This is a genomic window from Rhizobium sp. P38BS-XIX (genome assembly GCF_012641435.1).
In the GTDB taxonomy this organism is placed as follows: Bacteria; Pseudomonadota; Alphaproteobacteria; order Rhizobiales; family Rhizobiaceae; genus Rhizobium.
This window is the reverse complement of record NZ_JABAIJ010000001.1, coordinates 1,657,004-1,673,521: the sequence shown is the minus strand read 5'-3', so window position 1 is coordinate 1,673,521 and position 16,518 is coordinate 1,657,004. Positions and strand designations below refer to the sequence as shown.

Genomic DNA, 16,518 nt, shown 5'->3' with positions numbered 1-16,518 from the left:
GTCGATCTTCAGGGAGATAAAGTCTTTCCCGCGAGATCGTTCGTCGGCAAACCCGGAGCTAGTTAAAGCCCTTAAGCTGCCGATCTACTTTTTTCAGGTTCACAATAAATATCTTCCAGCGTTTCGAGAACTCGGATGACCGATTCCGATGTACTGGAGTAGTAAATCGTTTGAGCATCACGGCGCGTCTTGACCAGCTTCTGTGCGCGAAGCTTCGAAAGATGCTGTGAAAGTGCGGATTGGCTCAGGCCGACCTGATTTGCCAATACGCCAACAGGAACTTCGCCTTTAACAAGACTGCAAAGGATCAAAAGCCGCTTTGGGTTTGCCATTGCCGATAGTAATGCTGCCGCAACATTTGAGTGTTCGGCCAAATTTCTTGTCTTCATCTTCTAATCTTCCCAATGCGGTTCGTACATCAGAAATTGTGTTATTTCTAAACCGGTACCAACTCGATATCTAACAATACCAATTCGAGCCGAAGATTGTATATACCTAAATTTAAGGTATCGAGTATGCTGTTTTAGGTATGTATGTATGACAGCATAGCAATGCCGGAGAGGCTCTTGACTATGCCTCTAGCGCACTAATTAACCCAATTTAGGTCGATTATGGACATTTCTGAGCCAGAAATATGCCAATTTTCGGGACAATTGGACTGCAACCTACCAAAAATGGTCGATACTACGATAGGCTGTTAGCATACTAATTCTCGCACTATTATACCCTCATACTGCCGCGAGCCATTTGTTTTCAGCTTAAAGAATCGCGAAGTCCTGAGCGGACAAAATATAGGCTCTGCCGAAGCCACCATTCAGACTGGCGTCGAGCGGGACGAGGCGAAAAAAGCTAAAATCCGGGAAGTCGATATAGAGCTTTGCCTTGGGGTGGCGCTCAAGAAACAGGGTTCGAATCCGTCCATGCGCATCGCCGTCTCTATCGACGCGCTCTGCCTTGCATCGCAGGCTCAGGCGAGGGTGGGCGAGGGGATCGCCCTTGCCCGGTTCGCCGAACAGCGCCGAGGCGCGCGCATCCTTCAGAAGCGCCTTGGTATGAGATGCCAGAGCCGAGACAAGAATGATGGGTGTGCCATCATCATCCGTTGCCGTCAGCACACGGCTGACCGAGGGGTAACCCGTTTCGGGATCGATGACGGCCAGCGCTGCATATGCTGAAGTGTGCACGAGGATGCGCGACTGATTGCGCGCATCCTCGTCCGTTTCCCTGATGACGGATGGTTTATCGTTCATTAACTGCTCCCTGACTTCGGAGCAGTCGTTAAACGGCTACTCCTTGCGCCGATGGCTGGTAAGGCCTGCCACGACGTCCTGGGCCGAGATCGTTCCGATAATCGTACCGTTGTCAACCACGCCGATATGGCCTGGCTGGCGCGTCAACGCGTCCAGAATGTCGACCAGCGGGGTGGCGGCCGTTGCCGTTGCGGTGACCGAACCACCGGCTGCGGAATGACCGACGCCCTGCTGCATGACATCCCGGGCCGTCAGCATGCTGATGGGGTTCATGTGCTGCACGAAATCCGCCACATACTGATCGGCCGGATTCTTGACGATCTCCTGCGGCGTGCCGCACTGGATGATGTGACCGCTTTCCATGATGGCGATGCGATTGCCTATGCGAAACGCTTCGTCAAGATCGTGGCTGACGAAGAGGATGGTGCGTTTCAGACGGCGCTGGAATTCCAGAAGCTCATCCTGCAGACGGGTGCGGATCAGCGGATCGAGCGCCGAGAACGGCTCATCCATCAGCAGGATCGGTGCGCCGGTCGCAAAAGCGCGTGCGAGGCCGACGCGCTGCTGCATGCCGCCCGAGAGTTCGCCGACTTTGCGGCTGGCCCATTGGCTGAGGTTGACCAGTTCCAGCTGTTCGCCGACACGCTTCTTGCGCTCCGGTTCGGGTACGCCCGCAAGCTCCAGGCCGAAACCGACATTGTCGGCCACGCTGCGCCATGGCAGCAGCGCAAACTGCTGGAACACCATGGAGACGGTGTGCATGCGCAGCTCACGCAATGTCTTGGGGTTGCAAGAATACGGATTGACCGGACCATTCTTCGTGTTGACGACGACATCGCCGCGCACGACTGGCGCAAGGCCGTTGACGGCCCGCAGCAGCGTCGATTTGCCGGAGCCCGAGAGCCCCATGAGGACGAGGATCTCGCCTTCCTGAATCTCCAGCGAGGCGTTGGCGACGCCAAGCACCATTCCCGTCGCCTTGCCGATCTCGTCGCGCGACTTGCCTTGGTCGGCAAGCTTCAGCGCGGCGTCCGGCCGGTCGCCGAAGATGATGCTGACATTGTTGAATCCGACAGCGGCGGTCATGAGCGATCTCCTTCGCCGGGGGCACGGAACATGCGGTCGAGGATGATGGCGAGGATGACGATGCAGGCGCCGGAATCGAAGCTCTTGGCGACGTTGACGCTGTTAAGACCGCGCAAGACGGGAACGCCGAGGCCGGGGGCGCCGACGAGAGCGGCGATTGATACCATTGACAGCGACAGCATGATGGTCTGCGTCAATCCGGCCATGATCTGTGGCGTTGCGAAGGGCAGCTCGATCTTGCGCAAGACCTGTTGAGGCGTCGCACCGAACGCTTCGGCCGCCTCAACTAGGGACGGCGGCGTCGAGATGATGCCGAGGCGCGTCATGCGGATAGGGGCGGGGATGGCGAAGACAACGGTTGCGACGAGGCCCGGCACCATGCCCAGACCCAGCAGGATCATCGCGGGCACCAGATAGACGAAGGTCGGAATTGTCTGCATCAGATCGAGGATCGGGCGCATGAAAGCATAGAGCCAGGGGCGTCGCGCCGCCGCGATCCCCAGCGGGACGCCGACGAGCATGCTGACGAAGGTCGAGGCCAGCACCAGCGCGAGCGTTTCGGTCGTTTCCTTCCAATAGCCCTGGTTGATGGTGATGAGCAGCCCGATGAAGGTCAGGGCGGTCACGCCAACGCTCCTGCGCATCCAATAGGCGATCGCCGAGAAGACGACGACCACGACCAGGGGGTGCGGCGCCTGGAGCAGGAACAACAGCGCATTGATGACATGCGCGACGATGAAGGAAATGCCGTCGAAAAGCCATGTGACATTGGTCGTCAGCCAATCGACGACGGCTTTGGCCCAGGGCCCGATGGGGAGGCGGTAATCGGTTAACCAGTTCACGTCTTTGCCCACGATTGGGGGCGGCTTATCCGATGATGTCTTGCAGTCCGGAAGAGGCCGCCGAATAACGGTCTGTCACGCCATTTGAAGTTGTCTGGGGGATGGCGAGACGCGAAGTAAGCAGTTCGTCCAGGGAAGAGAAAGGGGCGGTTTGGCCGCCCCTTCATCCGTCCATGTTACAAGCCGAGCTTCGACTTGACCGCCGCCATGCCATCACCACCGTCCTTGGTGGTGACGCCGGCGAGCCAGGGAGTGATCGCCGCCGGGTTGGCCTTCAGCCATTCCGTCGCAGCAGCTTCCGGCTCCTTGCCATCGTTCAGGATCTTGCCCATGATTTCGTTTTCCATCGGCAGCGAGAAGACGAGATTCTTGATGAAAGTTCCGACGTTCGGGCATTCCTGCAGATAGCCGGCCCGGACGTTGGTGAAGACGTTCGCGCCGCCGTAGTTCGGGCCGAACACGTCATCGCCGCCAGACAGATAGGTCATCTTGAAGGTGGTGTTCATCGGGTGCGGAGCCCAGCCGAGGAAGACGATCGGCTTGCCTTCCTTGTCGGCACGGGACACCTGCGCCAGCATGCCCTGTTCCGAGGACTCGACCACTTCGAAGCCCTTGAGGCTGAATGTGTTCTTGTCGACCATGTCGATGATCAGGCGGTTGCCGTCGTTGCCGGGCTCGATGCCGTAGATCTTGCCGTCGAGGTCATCCTTGTGCGCGGCGATATCCTTGAAGTCCTTGATACCGAGTGCGGCGCCCTTTTCGTTGGTTGCCAGCGTGTACTTGGCGCCTTCCAGGTTGGCGCGGACCGTTTCCACCGACTTGTCTTCGGCGAACGGCTTGATGTTTTCGGCCATGGAGGGCATCCAGTTGCCGAGGAAGACATCGATATCCTTGTTCTTGAGCGACTGATAGGTCACCGGAACAGCGAGAACCTTGACGTCGGTGTCGTAGCCGAGAGCCTTCAGGAGGATCGAGGCCGTCGCCGTGGTCGAGGTGATGTCGGTCCAGCCGACATCGGCGAAGTGAACGGTGCTACAGCTTGCCGGCTCGGCGGCGGAGGCAGCCGTTGCGCCGAAGGTCAGTGCGGAAAGAGCTGAAGCGAAGGCGATTGCAGTAAGGGTCATTTTTATCATTGCGTGACTCCCAGTGTAACGTTCCCAAGCAACCATCAATAACTGACATTTTCAAGCGACCACAGTGTATTTGCGCCGGTTTCAGGGGGCTGATTGCGACGCCTCCGTTTTTCCGCCCGCGCATTTCCGGAGCATGGGACATGAAGGCGGATCGCGCCTGAATCCTGTGGTTTTCGTCGAGAATCCCTTTTCTTCTCCCTCCATAGCACCCATGAAGCATGCAAGGAGAATGTCATGGCCAAGCTCTACTTCCATTATTCGACGATGAACGCCGGCAAATCCACCATGCTGCTGCAGGCTGCCTACAATTATCAGGAGCGCGGCATGCGCACCGCCGCCTTCATTGCGGCATTGGACGATCGCGCGGGCCGGGGAAAAATTGCCTCGCGCATCGGTCTGTCGATGGATGCCATCCCATTTGAGACTGGCGATGATCTCTATGCGATGGTCGAGGGCATGCATGCGAGCGAAGCCTTGAATTGTGTCTTCGTCGACGAAGCGCAATTCCTGACGAGTAATCAGGTCTGGCAGCTAGCGCATATTGTCGATCGCCTTGGCTTGCCGGTCATGGCTTATGGGCTGAGGACAGATTTTCATGGACGATTGTTTCCGGGTTCGCAGGAGCTGCTGACGATCGCCGACGAATTGCGTGAGGTGCGAACGATCTGCCATTGCGGCCGCAAGGCGACGATGGTGGTGCGCCTCGATGCATCCGGCGCCGTCGCACGTGATGGCGCGCAGATCGAAATCGGCGGCAGCGACAAATATGTTTCTCTGTGTCGCCGCCATTGGGAAGAGGCGATATCGGGCGAGTGAGCTCCGGTGTCGCATGTGAGATGTTCAAATACGGCCAAGAGCGGGAGAGAGCGCGATGGAAGCGCCAGGCATTTTGAAATTTCTCTGTCTGTTTTTGGCGGTAACGCTTGCGTCGAGCGGTGCGGCTGTAGCGGATGGAGATGCGATTGCCGGCGCTTCGGTTTTCAAGAGATGTGCGGCGTGCCATACGGCGACCGAACATGAAAACCGCGTCGGCCCGTCCTTGCTTGGCGTCATCGGGCGTCCGGTCGCCAGCGTGGCGGACTACAGCTATTCACCGGCGATGAAGGCATTCGGCGCCGACGGCAAGGTCTGGGATGAGGCGCTGCTGCGAAAATATCTGCCATCGCCGCAACTGCTGGTGAAAGGCACCAGGATGACGTTTCCCGGCCTCAGAAATGACAGGGACCTGGACAATCTGATCGCCTATCTCAAGAATCCCGCGTCTGCCGAATAATATAGCCGGCCATTTTCTTGTGGCGCGGAAGCGGCTAGTCTCCTCCCCAATGGCAGGGGAGAGATGCTTTTATGGCCATACCTCATTCCTTCGACACCACGCTTGCCAAGGCGCGAACGACGCTTGACGATGCCATCGGCAGTGCGAATGCCGCTCTGGCGACGCTTGCTGGCCACGTCAAAGGCGAGGGACGCACCGAGACTATCAATGTCCCGGTCGAGGAGGCGCTGGTGCGTGAAGCCGTCGAGCTGCTGGAACGCTGGAAGTCTCTTGGCGCCGCGCTTGTGAAGGATCTCGATCAGGTGACGGCGCAGGCCGATTTGCAGCACCGGCGCCTGTTTGACGAAAAGGCCGGCCTTGAAAATGCGGGTCTCGTTCGCAGGAAGCTCGCGCGCGGCCCGCTGAAGCCGGAGGCGATCGTCGCCGACCTCAATGTCGCACTGGCCATCTCGGCTGAGCTCGATCTGCTGTTCAAGCAAGCCCGACCGGTTTTCTCGTACAGCTTTCACGATTGCGAGATCCAGCTCGAGGGGATGATCGAGCGCCGGCAGAAGGTCGATTTCGAGATCGAGGAGGTGTTGCGTCGTTCCGATGTCCTGGCGGCAAGGATCATGGATCGGCGCCGGAGCGTGCCGGCGGATGATGAAGACATTGACGTCGAACAGGAGCTGGAAGAGGACGACCGTGCACTGGTCGACGAGCAGGAGCGGCTTGGCGCCAAGGAGCGAGAGCTGCAGGCGAGCCGGACGGTGTGCCAGCGTCTAATCGATATCTATGAAGGGTTGGCAACGGCTCTCAATGCGCAGATCGCGGCTGTCGGCGCCATGGCGGGCAAGCTCACCGTCGATATCGAGCAACGGATCGCTCTTTTGAAGGCCTTGGCGCCCGAGGTGGCGCCATCACTCGCCTCGGTTCGGTCACCGGCCGTCGAAAGCCTGCTCAGGGCGTTCGAGATGAACGTGCTTGCCGGACATGATCTTGCCGCACGCAAGGCGCATGTCGACGGTGTCTTCACGCGGCGGCTGGAGCCGCATCTGCTACCGCCTTTGCCGGATGTGCGGGAAGAGGTGGATGAGGTGCAACCGGAGGGATGATCGTCATCCTCACTGAAAATTCGGCTCAGGCGGTTGTCGTTTTCATCAGGAGCACATATTTGCTGGAGCAAGAGTAGCGATAAGCTCTACGGTGCGGAAATCGAAAGAGATTTTCGCCGTGGCTTATCCGCAAGTTCGGTATGGTGCGTCCTTCGCATGGCGGCTGGATGCTCGTTTTGGTTTAGGAGACGTGTCCATGCTTGGCTCGATCGCGGCATTCTTCAGGCGCATAGGCGCGGCCGTTGCACGATGGCTGGGGCTGCTCTTCGTCTGGATTGCATGGCCTTTCCTGGCGGCTCATGGCTGGTATCGACAGGGAAGCTGGCTGATCAAGCTGCCGATCGTCGCCTTTGTCACGCTTCTGGCGCTTCTCTACATCTATTTCGTCTGGCAAACGCAGATCTGGACTGGGTTCAATCCGGCCTATCCCGATGTCTACAAGTTTGCCGACCGCAAAATTTCCGCCGGCCAGGATCTCCCGCCGACTGCGCAACAGGCCGCTGCCGGTGCTGCCGCGCCGAAGACTTGTCAGACCTCTGCAGTCGTTGACGTCGCTGCTGACCTTACCGATTTCAACGTGAACCAGAACTCCTGGATTTCCTCGATGCTGCTTTACAAGCTCGGGTTCTTCGGCATGTCCTGGGACGATACGCCTTTCCTGGACAACAAGGCCTCCTTCCAGCGAGGCGTCAATTCGGTGGTGCGCCGTACGTCTGCTGAGTTGGTCGATACGATTGGCCGCGTGCGCGGGACCTCGGGTATCAATGCCGATCTGCAGAAGGCGCGCGGCAACCTGCAATTCGATGAGTCCAGCTGGTATTTCGGGATGCATCCGTTCGGCCCGAAGACCCCGACGCCAAGCTACTACCGCACGGCGATCGGGAATTTGCGGGCCTTCAACGCAGATCTTGGCAACTGCAAGGCCATATTCGACGGCCGAGCCGACAATCTTCTACAGTTTGTCGACCACATCGCAGGTGATCTCGGCAGCACCGTCAACATCTTGGCCGACCGCTCGCAGAATTATAGCTACGGCTGGTTTGACATGCGCGCGGATGATCGTTTCTGGTTCGCGTACGGCCAGCTTTACGCTACCTATGGCATATTGAGCGCCGCCGGCGTGGATTTCCAGGATGTCATTGCCGAGCGCAACGTCGGAAGGCTCTGGACCGACACGCTTGGCATGCTGCAGGTGGCGCTGCGTATTCAGCCGACCATCATATCGAATGGCCGTGAAGACAGCTCGTTCATGCCAAGCCATCTTGCGACCATGGGCTTCCATATCCTGCGCGTGCGCTCAAATCTCGTTGAGATCCGCACTGTATTAGGTGGACGCTGATAAGGCAGGGATTGCGGCTCGACGCATGGCCGCATCAGTGAGCTGCGCCGTAAATGCGGAGCCTTGCATTACACCTTAGTTTGGAGCGGGTAACCGAAAAGAATATTAGCTGATCAGCTTGAGGCGGATTGCCTTGGCGACGAGCTGCGTGCGGTTGACGCAATCCAGCTTCTTGATCGCGTTCATCATGTAGGCGTTGACCGTGTGGTCGGAGAGGGACAGGATCTGGCCGATCTCCACCGACGTCTTGCCCTGCGCCGTCCAGCGGACCACTTCGAGCTCGCGGGCAGACAGTGTATGCGGCACCGATCCGTCATTGCGCTTCAGGGAATTATAGGCATCCAGCGCCTGCAGCATGATCATTGTGAGTTCGTTCAGCTCACTTTGACCGAGGCTGTTGCGATTGCCCATGAACCAGAACAGCAGGCGTTGTCCATTTGAAGCGTTGATCGGGATGATCACGCTCATGGGGCAATTATAGTTGATGAGGAGCGCATGCAACTCACGCGGTAAATCGACGCTCTGTCCATCCTTTTCCAGCAGGTGCCAGGAACGAGGCATGACGGAGTCGCGCGTGGCGAGCAATGTCGGACAGCGACGGACCAACTGCTGACGATCGAATTCGCGCACGAATTGCGCCGGTACCGATCCAGCGATCAGCAGCGGCGTCATCATCGAATCATCCGGAACCGGTGCGTTCATGAAGGCAAGGTGGCTGAACCCGAATGCCGCTCCCGCCTGCTCCAAAGCCTGGGCGAACGCCGCCTGAGTCCGCGCAGCAGCCAACTCGGCAGAAAGCAGCAATTGTCTCTCGGCGGTGATGATATACGACATATGAGTAGAGGGGCCCACAGCGACTTCTCGTTATCAAATACCCGATTTAAGAGTGAATGCTAGACGCAAAAATACCACAGGACCAGAAATAATTTCATTTTCATATATTTTAATATTTAAAGGTGTTGATTCATATGATCTTTTGCCAAAATAGGCTTTGAGAACAAAAAATGATAGTCCACCACTATCTTTTACGACGTCGATGTACGTTTGACGTCACTTTCAGCCTCGTCCACGGCAACTTGAGAAAATAGTATTCTTCCGGACGGGCGACGGGCTCGGCATTTTCGAGCTTGTAGCTGCATATTCTCGGGGCTTGATCCGACGCCGCTCTTGCGGCTATGGTACTCTGATTTACTCTTCATCTGATATGATGAGTATGGGACTCAAATTTGAGTTTGAGTGCCTGGCGTGAGGCTTCATTTTCGCTGTCGTCCCTATGCAAATGCGCCACCATTTTCGTAAATGATGCGGTGGCGAACAGGCTTGCCTTGCGAAGGCCAAAAGCGGTTGCTATCGGTCTTGCCAAAGAAATCGCTTCCAGGCGTCCACCTCATGAATTTCGACTTCCTGCCGCGGCTCGCAATGCGGTCTTTAAAAACCGCATCGTGGTTTCTGACGGCCATCTCGCTTCTGGCACTTCTGCCATTATCCGCACAGGCGGCGGAGGCCGTCGGCGGTAAGTCAATGCAATTTCTGATTGTGCATGGCGACATGGGGCAGTGCCGAGGTGAAGATACATGCCCCGATTGGATTTCGGCTGAAGGCCAGATCATGGCGGATTCACCGCGGAAGCTGCAAAAGCTGTTGAAACGACTTGGCGACCGCAAGCTCCCGATCCTTATCTCCTCACCGGGCGGCGATGTGCGGGCGGCCATGGAGATGGCCTATACCATCCGCAAGCAGAAGCTTCCCGTCGCGGTGGGCCGCACGCGCGTTCGGGCATGCCCCTATGCCGAACCGATCTGCTCGGCAGAGATCGCCAAGGATGGCTCGATCAAGGGTGAGCCCTATTCTTCGGGCGCGATCTGTTTCTCCGCCTGCCCGTTGTTTTTCTCCGGCGGGATCCAACGTGTCTATAGCCCGTTCGCGCTCCTGGGCGTGCATCAGATCACCACGACTTACAGCGAGGTGCGCGTCCAGTATCGGACCGAATATGAGATGGTGAACGGCAAGCGCAAAGTTCTCTCCAAGAGGGAGATCGGGCGCAAGTTCGTGGGCAAATACGATACGACCAAGCTCGATAAGGCTCAGACCGCCAGGCTGGTCGGGTTTCTGTCCAAGATGGGCATCGACAAATCGCTTGTGGATCTGATGCTTGGCACCGACCCCACCGGCATCCACCTGATTTCACAGATGGATGCGCTGAAGTTGAAGCTGACGACGGAACTGGCCGATGCCGTCATGCTCGTTTCGGCGCGCAATTGCGGTGACAAACAAACCATATCGGATTGCGTTGCGGCGCCGCAGATGAACAGCGCATCGGCCATGATCGGAAAATAGCCGTCGCCCGGGCGTCAGCTATCCTTGCTCTTGGCTTTCGACATGATTTTTTCCAGAAAGCCGAGCAGTAGCGCCGATATGACGAAAGCAAGATGGATGATGGTGAACCACATCAGCTTGGCATTGTCGTATTGCGTCGCGTTCAGGAAGATCTGCAGGAGATGGATCGAGGAAATCGCAACGATCGACGATGCCACCTTGATCTTGAGGCTGCCTGAATCAAGCTTGCCCAGGAAGGACACTTCACCTTCGGCCTCGTCGAAACGGCTTACGAAATTCTCGTAGCCGGAGATCATCACCATGACGATCAGACTTGCCACGAGGGCCGCGTCGATCAGGCCGAGGATGGCGAGGATCATGTCGGCTTCGTCATACTGGAAGACGTTGATCGCCACTTTGTAAAATTTGTAGGCGAAGGAGACCGCGTAGACCGCGAGCGACGCCGCAAGGCCCAGATAGAAGACGACCAGAAGCCAGCGGCTGGAGAGAATAATGCGCTCGACCAGTAGTTCTAGTGACTTCATATCTTTGTCCTTTTGCCTCGTCGTCCGGTTCCCGAAAATAGGCGCGCGGTGCTCCGACGACAAGGTGGGGAGTTTCGTGGAGGGCGGTGTCTACAGCTATTCACACTCGATACGTATTGAGTTATCCCGACACGCAAATGACGGCATGTAAGGAAGATCTCATGGCAACGGTGGCATCCGATATTGAAATTGCGCGAGCGGCAAAGAAACTGCCGATCGTCGATATCGGCGCCAAGCTCGGTATATCGGCCGATGATCTGGTGCCTTACGGTTATGACAAAGCCAAGATCGGCGCGAGCTTTACCGCTGCCCAGTCGGACAAGCCGGATGGCAAGCTGATCCTGGTCACGGCCATCAATCCGACACCGGCGGGTGAGGGCAAGACGACCACCACGGTCGGTCTCGGTGACGGTCTGAACCGCATCGGAAAGAAGGCGGTCGTCTGCGTGCGCGAGGCGTCTCTTGGGCCGTGCTTCGGCGTCAAGGGTGGGGCGGCCGGCGGCGGCTATGCGCAGGTCATCCCCATGGAAGACATCAACCTGCATTTCACCGGCGATTTCCATGCCATTACCTCGGCGCACAATCTTCTGGCGGCGCTGATCGACAATCACATCTATTGGGGCAACGAGCAGAATATCGATATTCGCCGCATCACCTGGCGTCGCGCGATGGATATGAACGATCGGGCTTTGCGCGATATCGTCGCTTCGCTCGGCGGTGTTGCCAATGGCTTTCCGCGCGAAGGCGGTTTCGACATCACGGTGGCATCCGAGGTCATGGCAATCCTGTGCCTCGCCTCGGACCTGAAGGATCTCGAGAAGCGGCTCGGCAACATCATCATCGGCTATCGACGCGATCGGACGCCCGTCCATGCCCGCGATCTCAAGGCCGATGGCGCCATGGCCGTTCTCTTGAAGGATGCGATGCAGCCGAACCTCGTGCAGACGCTGGAAAACAATCCGGCGCTGGTACATGGCGGCCCGTTTGCCAATATCGCGCATGGCTGCAACTCTGTTATCGCAACCCGAACGGCCTTGAAGCTGGCGGATTATGTGGTGACCGAAGCCGGCTTTGGCGCCGATCTCGGCGCAGAGAAATTCTTTGACATCAAATGCCGCAAGGCCGGCCTTTCGCCGGATGCTGCCGTCATCGTCGCGACGGTGCGGGCTCTGAAGATGAACGGCGGCATCCGCAAGGACGATCTCGGCAAGGAAAATGTTGAGGCCCTCGTCAAAGGTTGCGCCAATCTTGGCCGGCACATTGCCAATGTGCAGAAGTTCGGGGTGCCGGTGGTCGTCGCCATCAATCACTTCATCTCGGATACGGACGCCGAAGTCACAGCGGTCAAGGATTATGTTGCGCAGCTCGGCGCGGAGGCGATCCTTTGCCATCATTGGGCGGAAGGTTCAGCAGGGATCACCGATCTCGCGCACAAGGTCGTTGAGCTCGCCGAGTCTGGGCAGGCGAATTTTGCGCCGCTCTATCCCGACGAGCTTACCTTGTTCGAGAAGATCGAGGCTGTCGCGACGAAAATCTATCACGCTGGCGAGGTGACGGCCGACAAGACCATTCGCGATCAGCTTCGCTCCTGGGAGGACCAGGGCTATGGTCATCTCCCGGTCTGCATGGCGAAAACGCAGTATTCCTTCTCGACGGATCCTAATCTGGGCGGCGCACCTGAGGGCCATGTGGTGCAGGTCCGCGAGGTAAGATTATCGGCGGGTGCCGGCTTCGTGGTCGTCATCACCGGCGAGATCACCACAATGCCCGGCCTGCCGAAGGCGCCGGCGGCTGAACGGATTTTCCTCAATGATCAAGGCTACATCGAGGGATTGTTTTAAGTTCAGATTCTGATTCAACTGCGTTTGTGGGCGGTATGCCATCGAAGAGTGATGGCGATCTACGAAGGCAGGTGGGTCTGCGGTCATCAATAGCCATATGGATCGGTCACTAATGGCAGTATCGAAAACCGCCATGTCTTTCGATGACGTCCAGGTGGAAGTGAGTTTCGTGCGCTGCATCGCTTTCCGGATCGAGTACCGTCGTGAAATAGAGGCAGGCCGAGGCGCTGGCTGCGCGTTGGAATGCGCCGGTGAGCGTCGGATCTTCGCGGCGCGGTTCGATGCCGATGGTCTTGCCGTTTTCAAAGGTAAAGCTTGCGACATCGATAGCATTGCCGCGCGCATGCTCTGAGATTTTGCCTGTCGTGGCGTTGTTGCGCAGGCGGCAGATATAGGTCGATGCCTGGTTGATGGTGACGATCTTGCCGTTTTCCAAAGCGGCGGCCGAGGGGATGACGCTTTCCTTCATCCACTGAGCCAATGCGAGCGCAGCTTCACAACGCATCTTGCCTTCCGGTTTGAAATCGATGCCCGGCAGCGGTGAACTCAAAGCAATGGGTTTGTCGATGCCGCAGCCGTTGCCGTCATCGATGCGGGGGATGTCCTTGAAGGTCGCACCCATCGCAGTCAGCTCCTTCAGGCAGGCTTGGTGCTCTTCGTCGGATTCCGGAGCGATCGTCAATTGAGGGCGAGGGGGGCCTTGCATCTCTCCCGGCGCCTGGTCCGTTTGCGTGGTCGCAGGCTTCTCCGAGGGAACCGGAGGCTTGTCGGATGCTGTCTCCGGTTTTTCGGCTGGAATCGGCGTTTCGCCGCTTGGCTGTGCCTGTTCGCTCCCCGGTTTTTGCTCCGGCACAGGGCCGGTTTGCGGAAGGGAGGCTGCCATGAGGGCCATGGCGACGGTGGTAACCGAAACGATTCTAAACAGCATCAAGTAAATCAGCCAATCCTAATGATGATGCTGCTAGAACGTTTGATGCGACCATTTCGTTGCAATTCAGCAACTTTTCGTCTTCGTCTTAAAAGGTGACAATTTTATTCATGATTATTGCCACCGAATATATTGACAATAATACTCATGTTTTTTATGCGGCAGAAAGAGGGCGGAATATTTCTGCCACGTTAACAAAACTAGCCTAGCCAGCCCCTTGTCTGCTTCTGACGCAGCAACCAGCCAGCCCGGTACCAGCAGTTCGAAAGGAATGGTTATGGTTGTCTGGCGTTCGCGCTCGGCTCTCTTGGCGTGCACTGCGTTTCTGGCTCTCGGGCTGGCGACGACATCGTTTGCACAAACAGCAACGCAGAATGAGGGTGCTTCCGGCGAAGCGGCCAAAGGCGATCGCGCCACCGATCTCAAGCCGATCATCGTGAAGGGCAAAGCCAAGGCAAGCAAGGATGTGCTCGCCGATTCCCCGACCGCCAGCGAGACGACGGCCAAGCAAATCGACGACAACCAGATCAGCCGTATCGAGGATCTCGGTCGCAGCACCGAAGTGGGTGTCGGCTTCAATCGCACGACCGGTGGCGTCAACATCCGTGGCCTCGGCGACGATCGCGTTCTGACCTCCATCGACGGCATTCAGGTTCCCTTCCTTCTCGATGTTGCGCGCGGTGCGGATGGCGGTGCCAACAGCTTTGACTTCAACGCGCTTTCGAGCGTCGACGTCGTGCGCGGTGCGGATTCGAGCCGCGCCGGTTCAGGCGCGCTTGGCGGCGCCTTCGTGTTGCGGACGCTGGAGCCGGAAGACCTGATCGCGCCCGGCTCCACCTGGGGCGGCATCTTCAAGTTCGGCTATAATGGCGATGACCGCAGCATCGGCGGTTCTGCCGCAGTTGCCAAGCGCATCGACAACACGGCTGTCCTCTTCGAAGGTGGCTATACACATGGCCATGAGCTTGAGAACAACGGCGATGTTGGCGGCTATTCCACCAAGCGCACCAAGGCGGACCCGGCCGACTACAATCAGAGAAGCGGTCTCTTCAAGATCCGCCAGTATACCGATATCGGCGCATTCGGTGTGACGGCGGAGCATTTCAACAAAGACAAGACCGTCGATGCAATGCACTCGCAGAGCACGACCGGCAACTTCCGCCCAGGTAACTACGACACGACGGACGATACCGAGCGCAATCGCGTCTCGCTCGACTACAAGTACGATGCCGAAAGTGCCGACTCGCTCGTAGACAAGGCCAATGCCGTCTTCTATTGGCAGAACCTTCTTCGTGAAGAGGGAGCCGAAGGCTACCGCTATACATCCGTCATCGGCGATTACTGGCGTCGCAATGAATTTGAAGACCGCAGCATCGGCTTCAATGGCAATGCATCCAAGTCCTTCGACACAGGCAACCTGCATCACGAGATCACCTTCGGTCTCGATGTCGCATTCGACAAGGCACATCAATATTCTGCCGGCAAGGATGCCTGCGCCAATCCGCGTTGGGCTTTCTCTTGCTCGTTCCTTCATACTAACCAGTCCGACATGCCTGATGTCGACGGCAAGCGTGTCGGCGCTTTCATCGACGACAAGATCGAATTCGGCTCCAGCAACTTCTACCTGACGCCGGGCCTGCGTTTCGACTGGTATGATTACTCACCGAAGAACACGACTGCCTTCCGCGACAGCGCCAACTATCAGGGCCTGCCTGCAGGGCAATCCGATAGCCGCTTCTCGCCGAAGCTGCGTGCCTCGTACCAGCCGCAGGACAATGTCGAGCTTTACGCACAGTGGGCGATGGCGTTCCGTGCGCCCAATGTCAGCGAGCTTTACGTCAACTACGGCGTGCCCGGTGGCTATGTCAGCTACGGCAATCCCGATTTGAAGCCCGAGACCAGCAACGGCATCGAAATCGGCACCAACCTCGGCGACGACGATTTCGGCGGCCATGTCGGCGCCTTCTACAACAAGTACAAGAACTTCATCGACTCGTCCTCGTCGGTCGATCCGACCGGTACTTATCCGCTCGGCATCACCGAATACTTCAACCGCGCCAACGTCCGCATGTTCGGTGTCGAGGTCAATGCGCACAAGAAGTTCGATAACGGTATCCATATCAAGGGATCGCTGGCCTACGTCAACGGCAAGGACTCCGACACCGATCAGTGGATCAACTCCGTTGCTCCGGCCAAGGCCGCCTTCACCGTCGGCTATGCAAGGGAAGTATGGGGTACTGACCTGACCATGGTGACCGCGACCAGCGAGCCGAAGAAGACGGGCGATACCCTGCGCACACCTGCCTATGCGATCTTCGACCTGACGGGTTGGTGGGAGCCGGAACAGGTGAAGGGCCTCAGCATTCGCGGCGGCGTCTACAACATCTTCAACAAGACCTACTACGACGCTCTCAACGCGCCGTCCTACAGCGGCACGCTGACCCAGCCGGCCTCCTACTATTCCGAGCCCGGCCGGACCTTCAAGCTGACGCTGACGCAGAGGTTCTGAGCCGTCTCATCGATGCAGCAAACTTGGGCGGCGCTTCGGCGCCGCCTCTTTTTTTGCCCTCGTGCCTGGCATCCGGTGACTTGCGCAATTGTAAAGAGCAACGTTCGATGCTATCCGAGCCGCGTAGTCTTTAACCGTCGAGAGAAAAAGAGAGGAGGACCATTATGACCAAGATAGTCTGGCATATTCGCCAGTTCGGTCCGACTCGTGCCCTGCAGATGCGTTTGCAGGGCTGATCAGAGGCTGTTACTCACTCATTCCTTCTGGTCTGCCCATTGGGCGACGTGAGCCTGCGCATCCGCGCGGTCGCGTCATGATATGTTTTCGAGCATTGGCCTGTTTGTGGCCATAGACATCGGCGT

Annotated in this window: 15 protein-coding genes; 7 read left to right on the top strand and 8 right to left on the bottom strand. The window is 57.7% G+C overall.

Annotation, left to right across the window (positions count from 1 at the left end):
- Positions 1-71: 71 nt before the first annotated feature.
- From HGP17_RS08105 to HGP17_RS08085, 5 genes are all read right to left on the bottom strand, one after another.
- Complete coding sequence (locus HGP17_RS08105) at positions 72-389, bottom strand: metalloregulator ArsR/SmtB family transcription factor (RefSeq protein ID WP_004116664.1); 318 nt, start codon at positions 387-389, stop codon at positions 72-74.
- A gap of 369 nt (positions 390-758) precedes the next feature.
- Positions 759-1,250, bottom strand: coding sequence for a pyridoxamine 5'-phosphate oxidase family protein (locus HGP17_RS08100; RefSeq protein ID WP_168807605.1), 492 nt, complete (start codon positions 1,248-1,250; stop codon positions 759-761).
- 36 nt (positions 1,251-1,286) lie between these two features.
- The gene (gene choV, locus HGP17_RS08095) at positions 1,287-2,336 is read right to left on the bottom strand and encodes a choline ABC transporter ATP-binding protein (RefSeq protein ID WP_168807603.1); all 1,050 of its coding nucleotides are present in this window, start codon (positions 2,334-2,336) and stop codon (positions 1,287-1,289) included.
- Positions 2,333-3,178: a choline ABC transporter permease subunit gene (gene choW, locus HGP17_RS08090; protein WP_348648894.1), complete on the bottom strand. Its 846-nt coding sequence runs from the start codon at positions 3,176-3,178 to the stop codon at positions 2,333-2,335. The genes choV and choW overlap by 4 nt, the downstream gene beginning before the upstream one ends.
- Before the next feature lie 176 nt (positions 3,179-3,354).
- Complete coding sequence (locus HGP17_RS08085; protein WP_246703996.1) at positions 3,355-4,302, bottom strand: choline ABC transporter substrate-binding protein; 948 nt, start codon at positions 4,300-4,302, stop codon at positions 3,355-3,357.
- Between the two features lie 243 nt (positions 4,303-4,545).
- On the opposite strand from HGP17_RS08085, the gene HGP17_RS08080 reads away from it, so the two are divergent.
- The 4 genes from HGP17_RS08080 (at position 4,546) to HGP17_RS08065 (ending at position 8,017) form a co-directional block, all read left to right on the top strand.
- Positions 4,546-5,127 (top strand): thymidine kinase, encoded by a 582-nt coding sequence (locus tag HGP17_RS08080; RefSeq protein WP_168807597.1) that lies wholly within the window; start codon positions 4,546-4,548, stop codon positions 5,125-5,127.
- A 55-nt stretch (positions 5,128-5,182) separates the two neighbouring features.
- Complete coding sequence (locus HGP17_RS08075; RefSeq protein ID WP_168807595.1) at positions 5,183-5,584, top strand: cytochrome c family protein; 402 nt, start codon at positions 5,183-5,185, stop codon at positions 5,582-5,584.
- 71 nt (positions 5,585-5,655) lie between these two features.
- Positions 5,656-6,678: a hypothetical protein gene (locus HGP17_RS08070; protein WP_168807593.1), complete on the top strand. Its 1,023-nt coding sequence runs from the start codon at positions 5,656-5,658 to the stop codon at positions 6,676-6,678.
- Between the two features lie 196 nt (positions 6,679-6,874).
- Positions 6,875-8,017: a DUF2333 family protein gene (locus HGP17_RS08065; protein WP_168807590.1), complete on the top strand. Its 1,143-nt coding sequence runs from the start codon at positions 6,875-6,877 to the stop codon at positions 8,015-8,017.
- A gap of 105 nt (positions 8,018-8,122) precedes the next feature.
- On the opposite strand, the gene HGP17_RS08060 is transcribed toward HGP17_RS08065, so the two are convergent.
- On the bottom strand, positions 8,123-8,851 hold the full coding sequence (locus HGP17_RS08060; protein ID WP_168808156.1) for a LuxR C-terminal-related transcriptional regulator: 729 nt from the start codon (positions 8,849-8,851) through the stop codon (positions 8,123-8,125).
- 555 nt (positions 8,852-9,406) lie between these two features.
- Here HGP17_RS08060 and HGP17_RS08055 point away from each other — a divergent pair.
- Entirely contained in the window at positions 9,407-10,354 is a 948-nt protein-coding gene (locus tag HGP17_RS08055) for a hypothetical protein (RefSeq protein ID WP_168807588.1), read from the top strand.
- 14 nt (positions 10,355-10,368) lie between these two features.
- Here the strand turns inward: HGP17_RS08055 and HGP17_RS08050 are convergent, their stop codons facing one another.
- On the bottom strand, positions 10,369-10,878 hold the full coding sequence (locus tag HGP17_RS08050; protein WP_168807586.1) for a TIGR00645 family protein: 510 nt from the start codon (positions 10,876-10,878) through the stop codon (positions 10,369-10,371).
- A 161-nt stretch (positions 10,879-11,039) separates the two neighbouring features.
- On the opposite strand from HGP17_RS08050, the gene HGP17_RS08045 reads away from it, so the two are divergent.
- A complete protein-coding gene (locus tag HGP17_RS08045; protein ID WP_168807584.1) occupies positions 11,040-12,719 on the top strand; it encodes a formate--tetrahydrofolate ligase in 1,680 nt (559 codons plus the stop codon).
- Positions 12,720-12,828: 109 nt separating this feature from the next.
- Here the strand turns inward: HGP17_RS08045 and HGP17_RS08040 are convergent, their stop codons facing one another.
- The gene (locus HGP17_RS08040; protein ID WP_168807582.1) at positions 12,829-13,647 is read right to left on the bottom strand and encodes an extensin family protein; all 819 of its coding nucleotides are present in this window, start codon (positions 13,645-13,647) and stop codon (positions 12,829-12,831) included.
- A gap of 277 nt (positions 13,648-13,924) precedes the next feature.
- Between HGP17_RS08040 and HGP17_RS08035 the strand changes: the two genes are divergently transcribed.
- A complete protein-coding gene (locus HGP17_RS08035; RefSeq protein ID WP_168807580.1) occupies positions 13,925-16,156 on the top strand; it encodes a TonB-dependent hemoglobin/transferrin/lactoferrin family receptor in 2,232 nt (743 codons plus the stop codon).
- Positions 16,157-16,518: the final 362 nt, after the last annotated feature.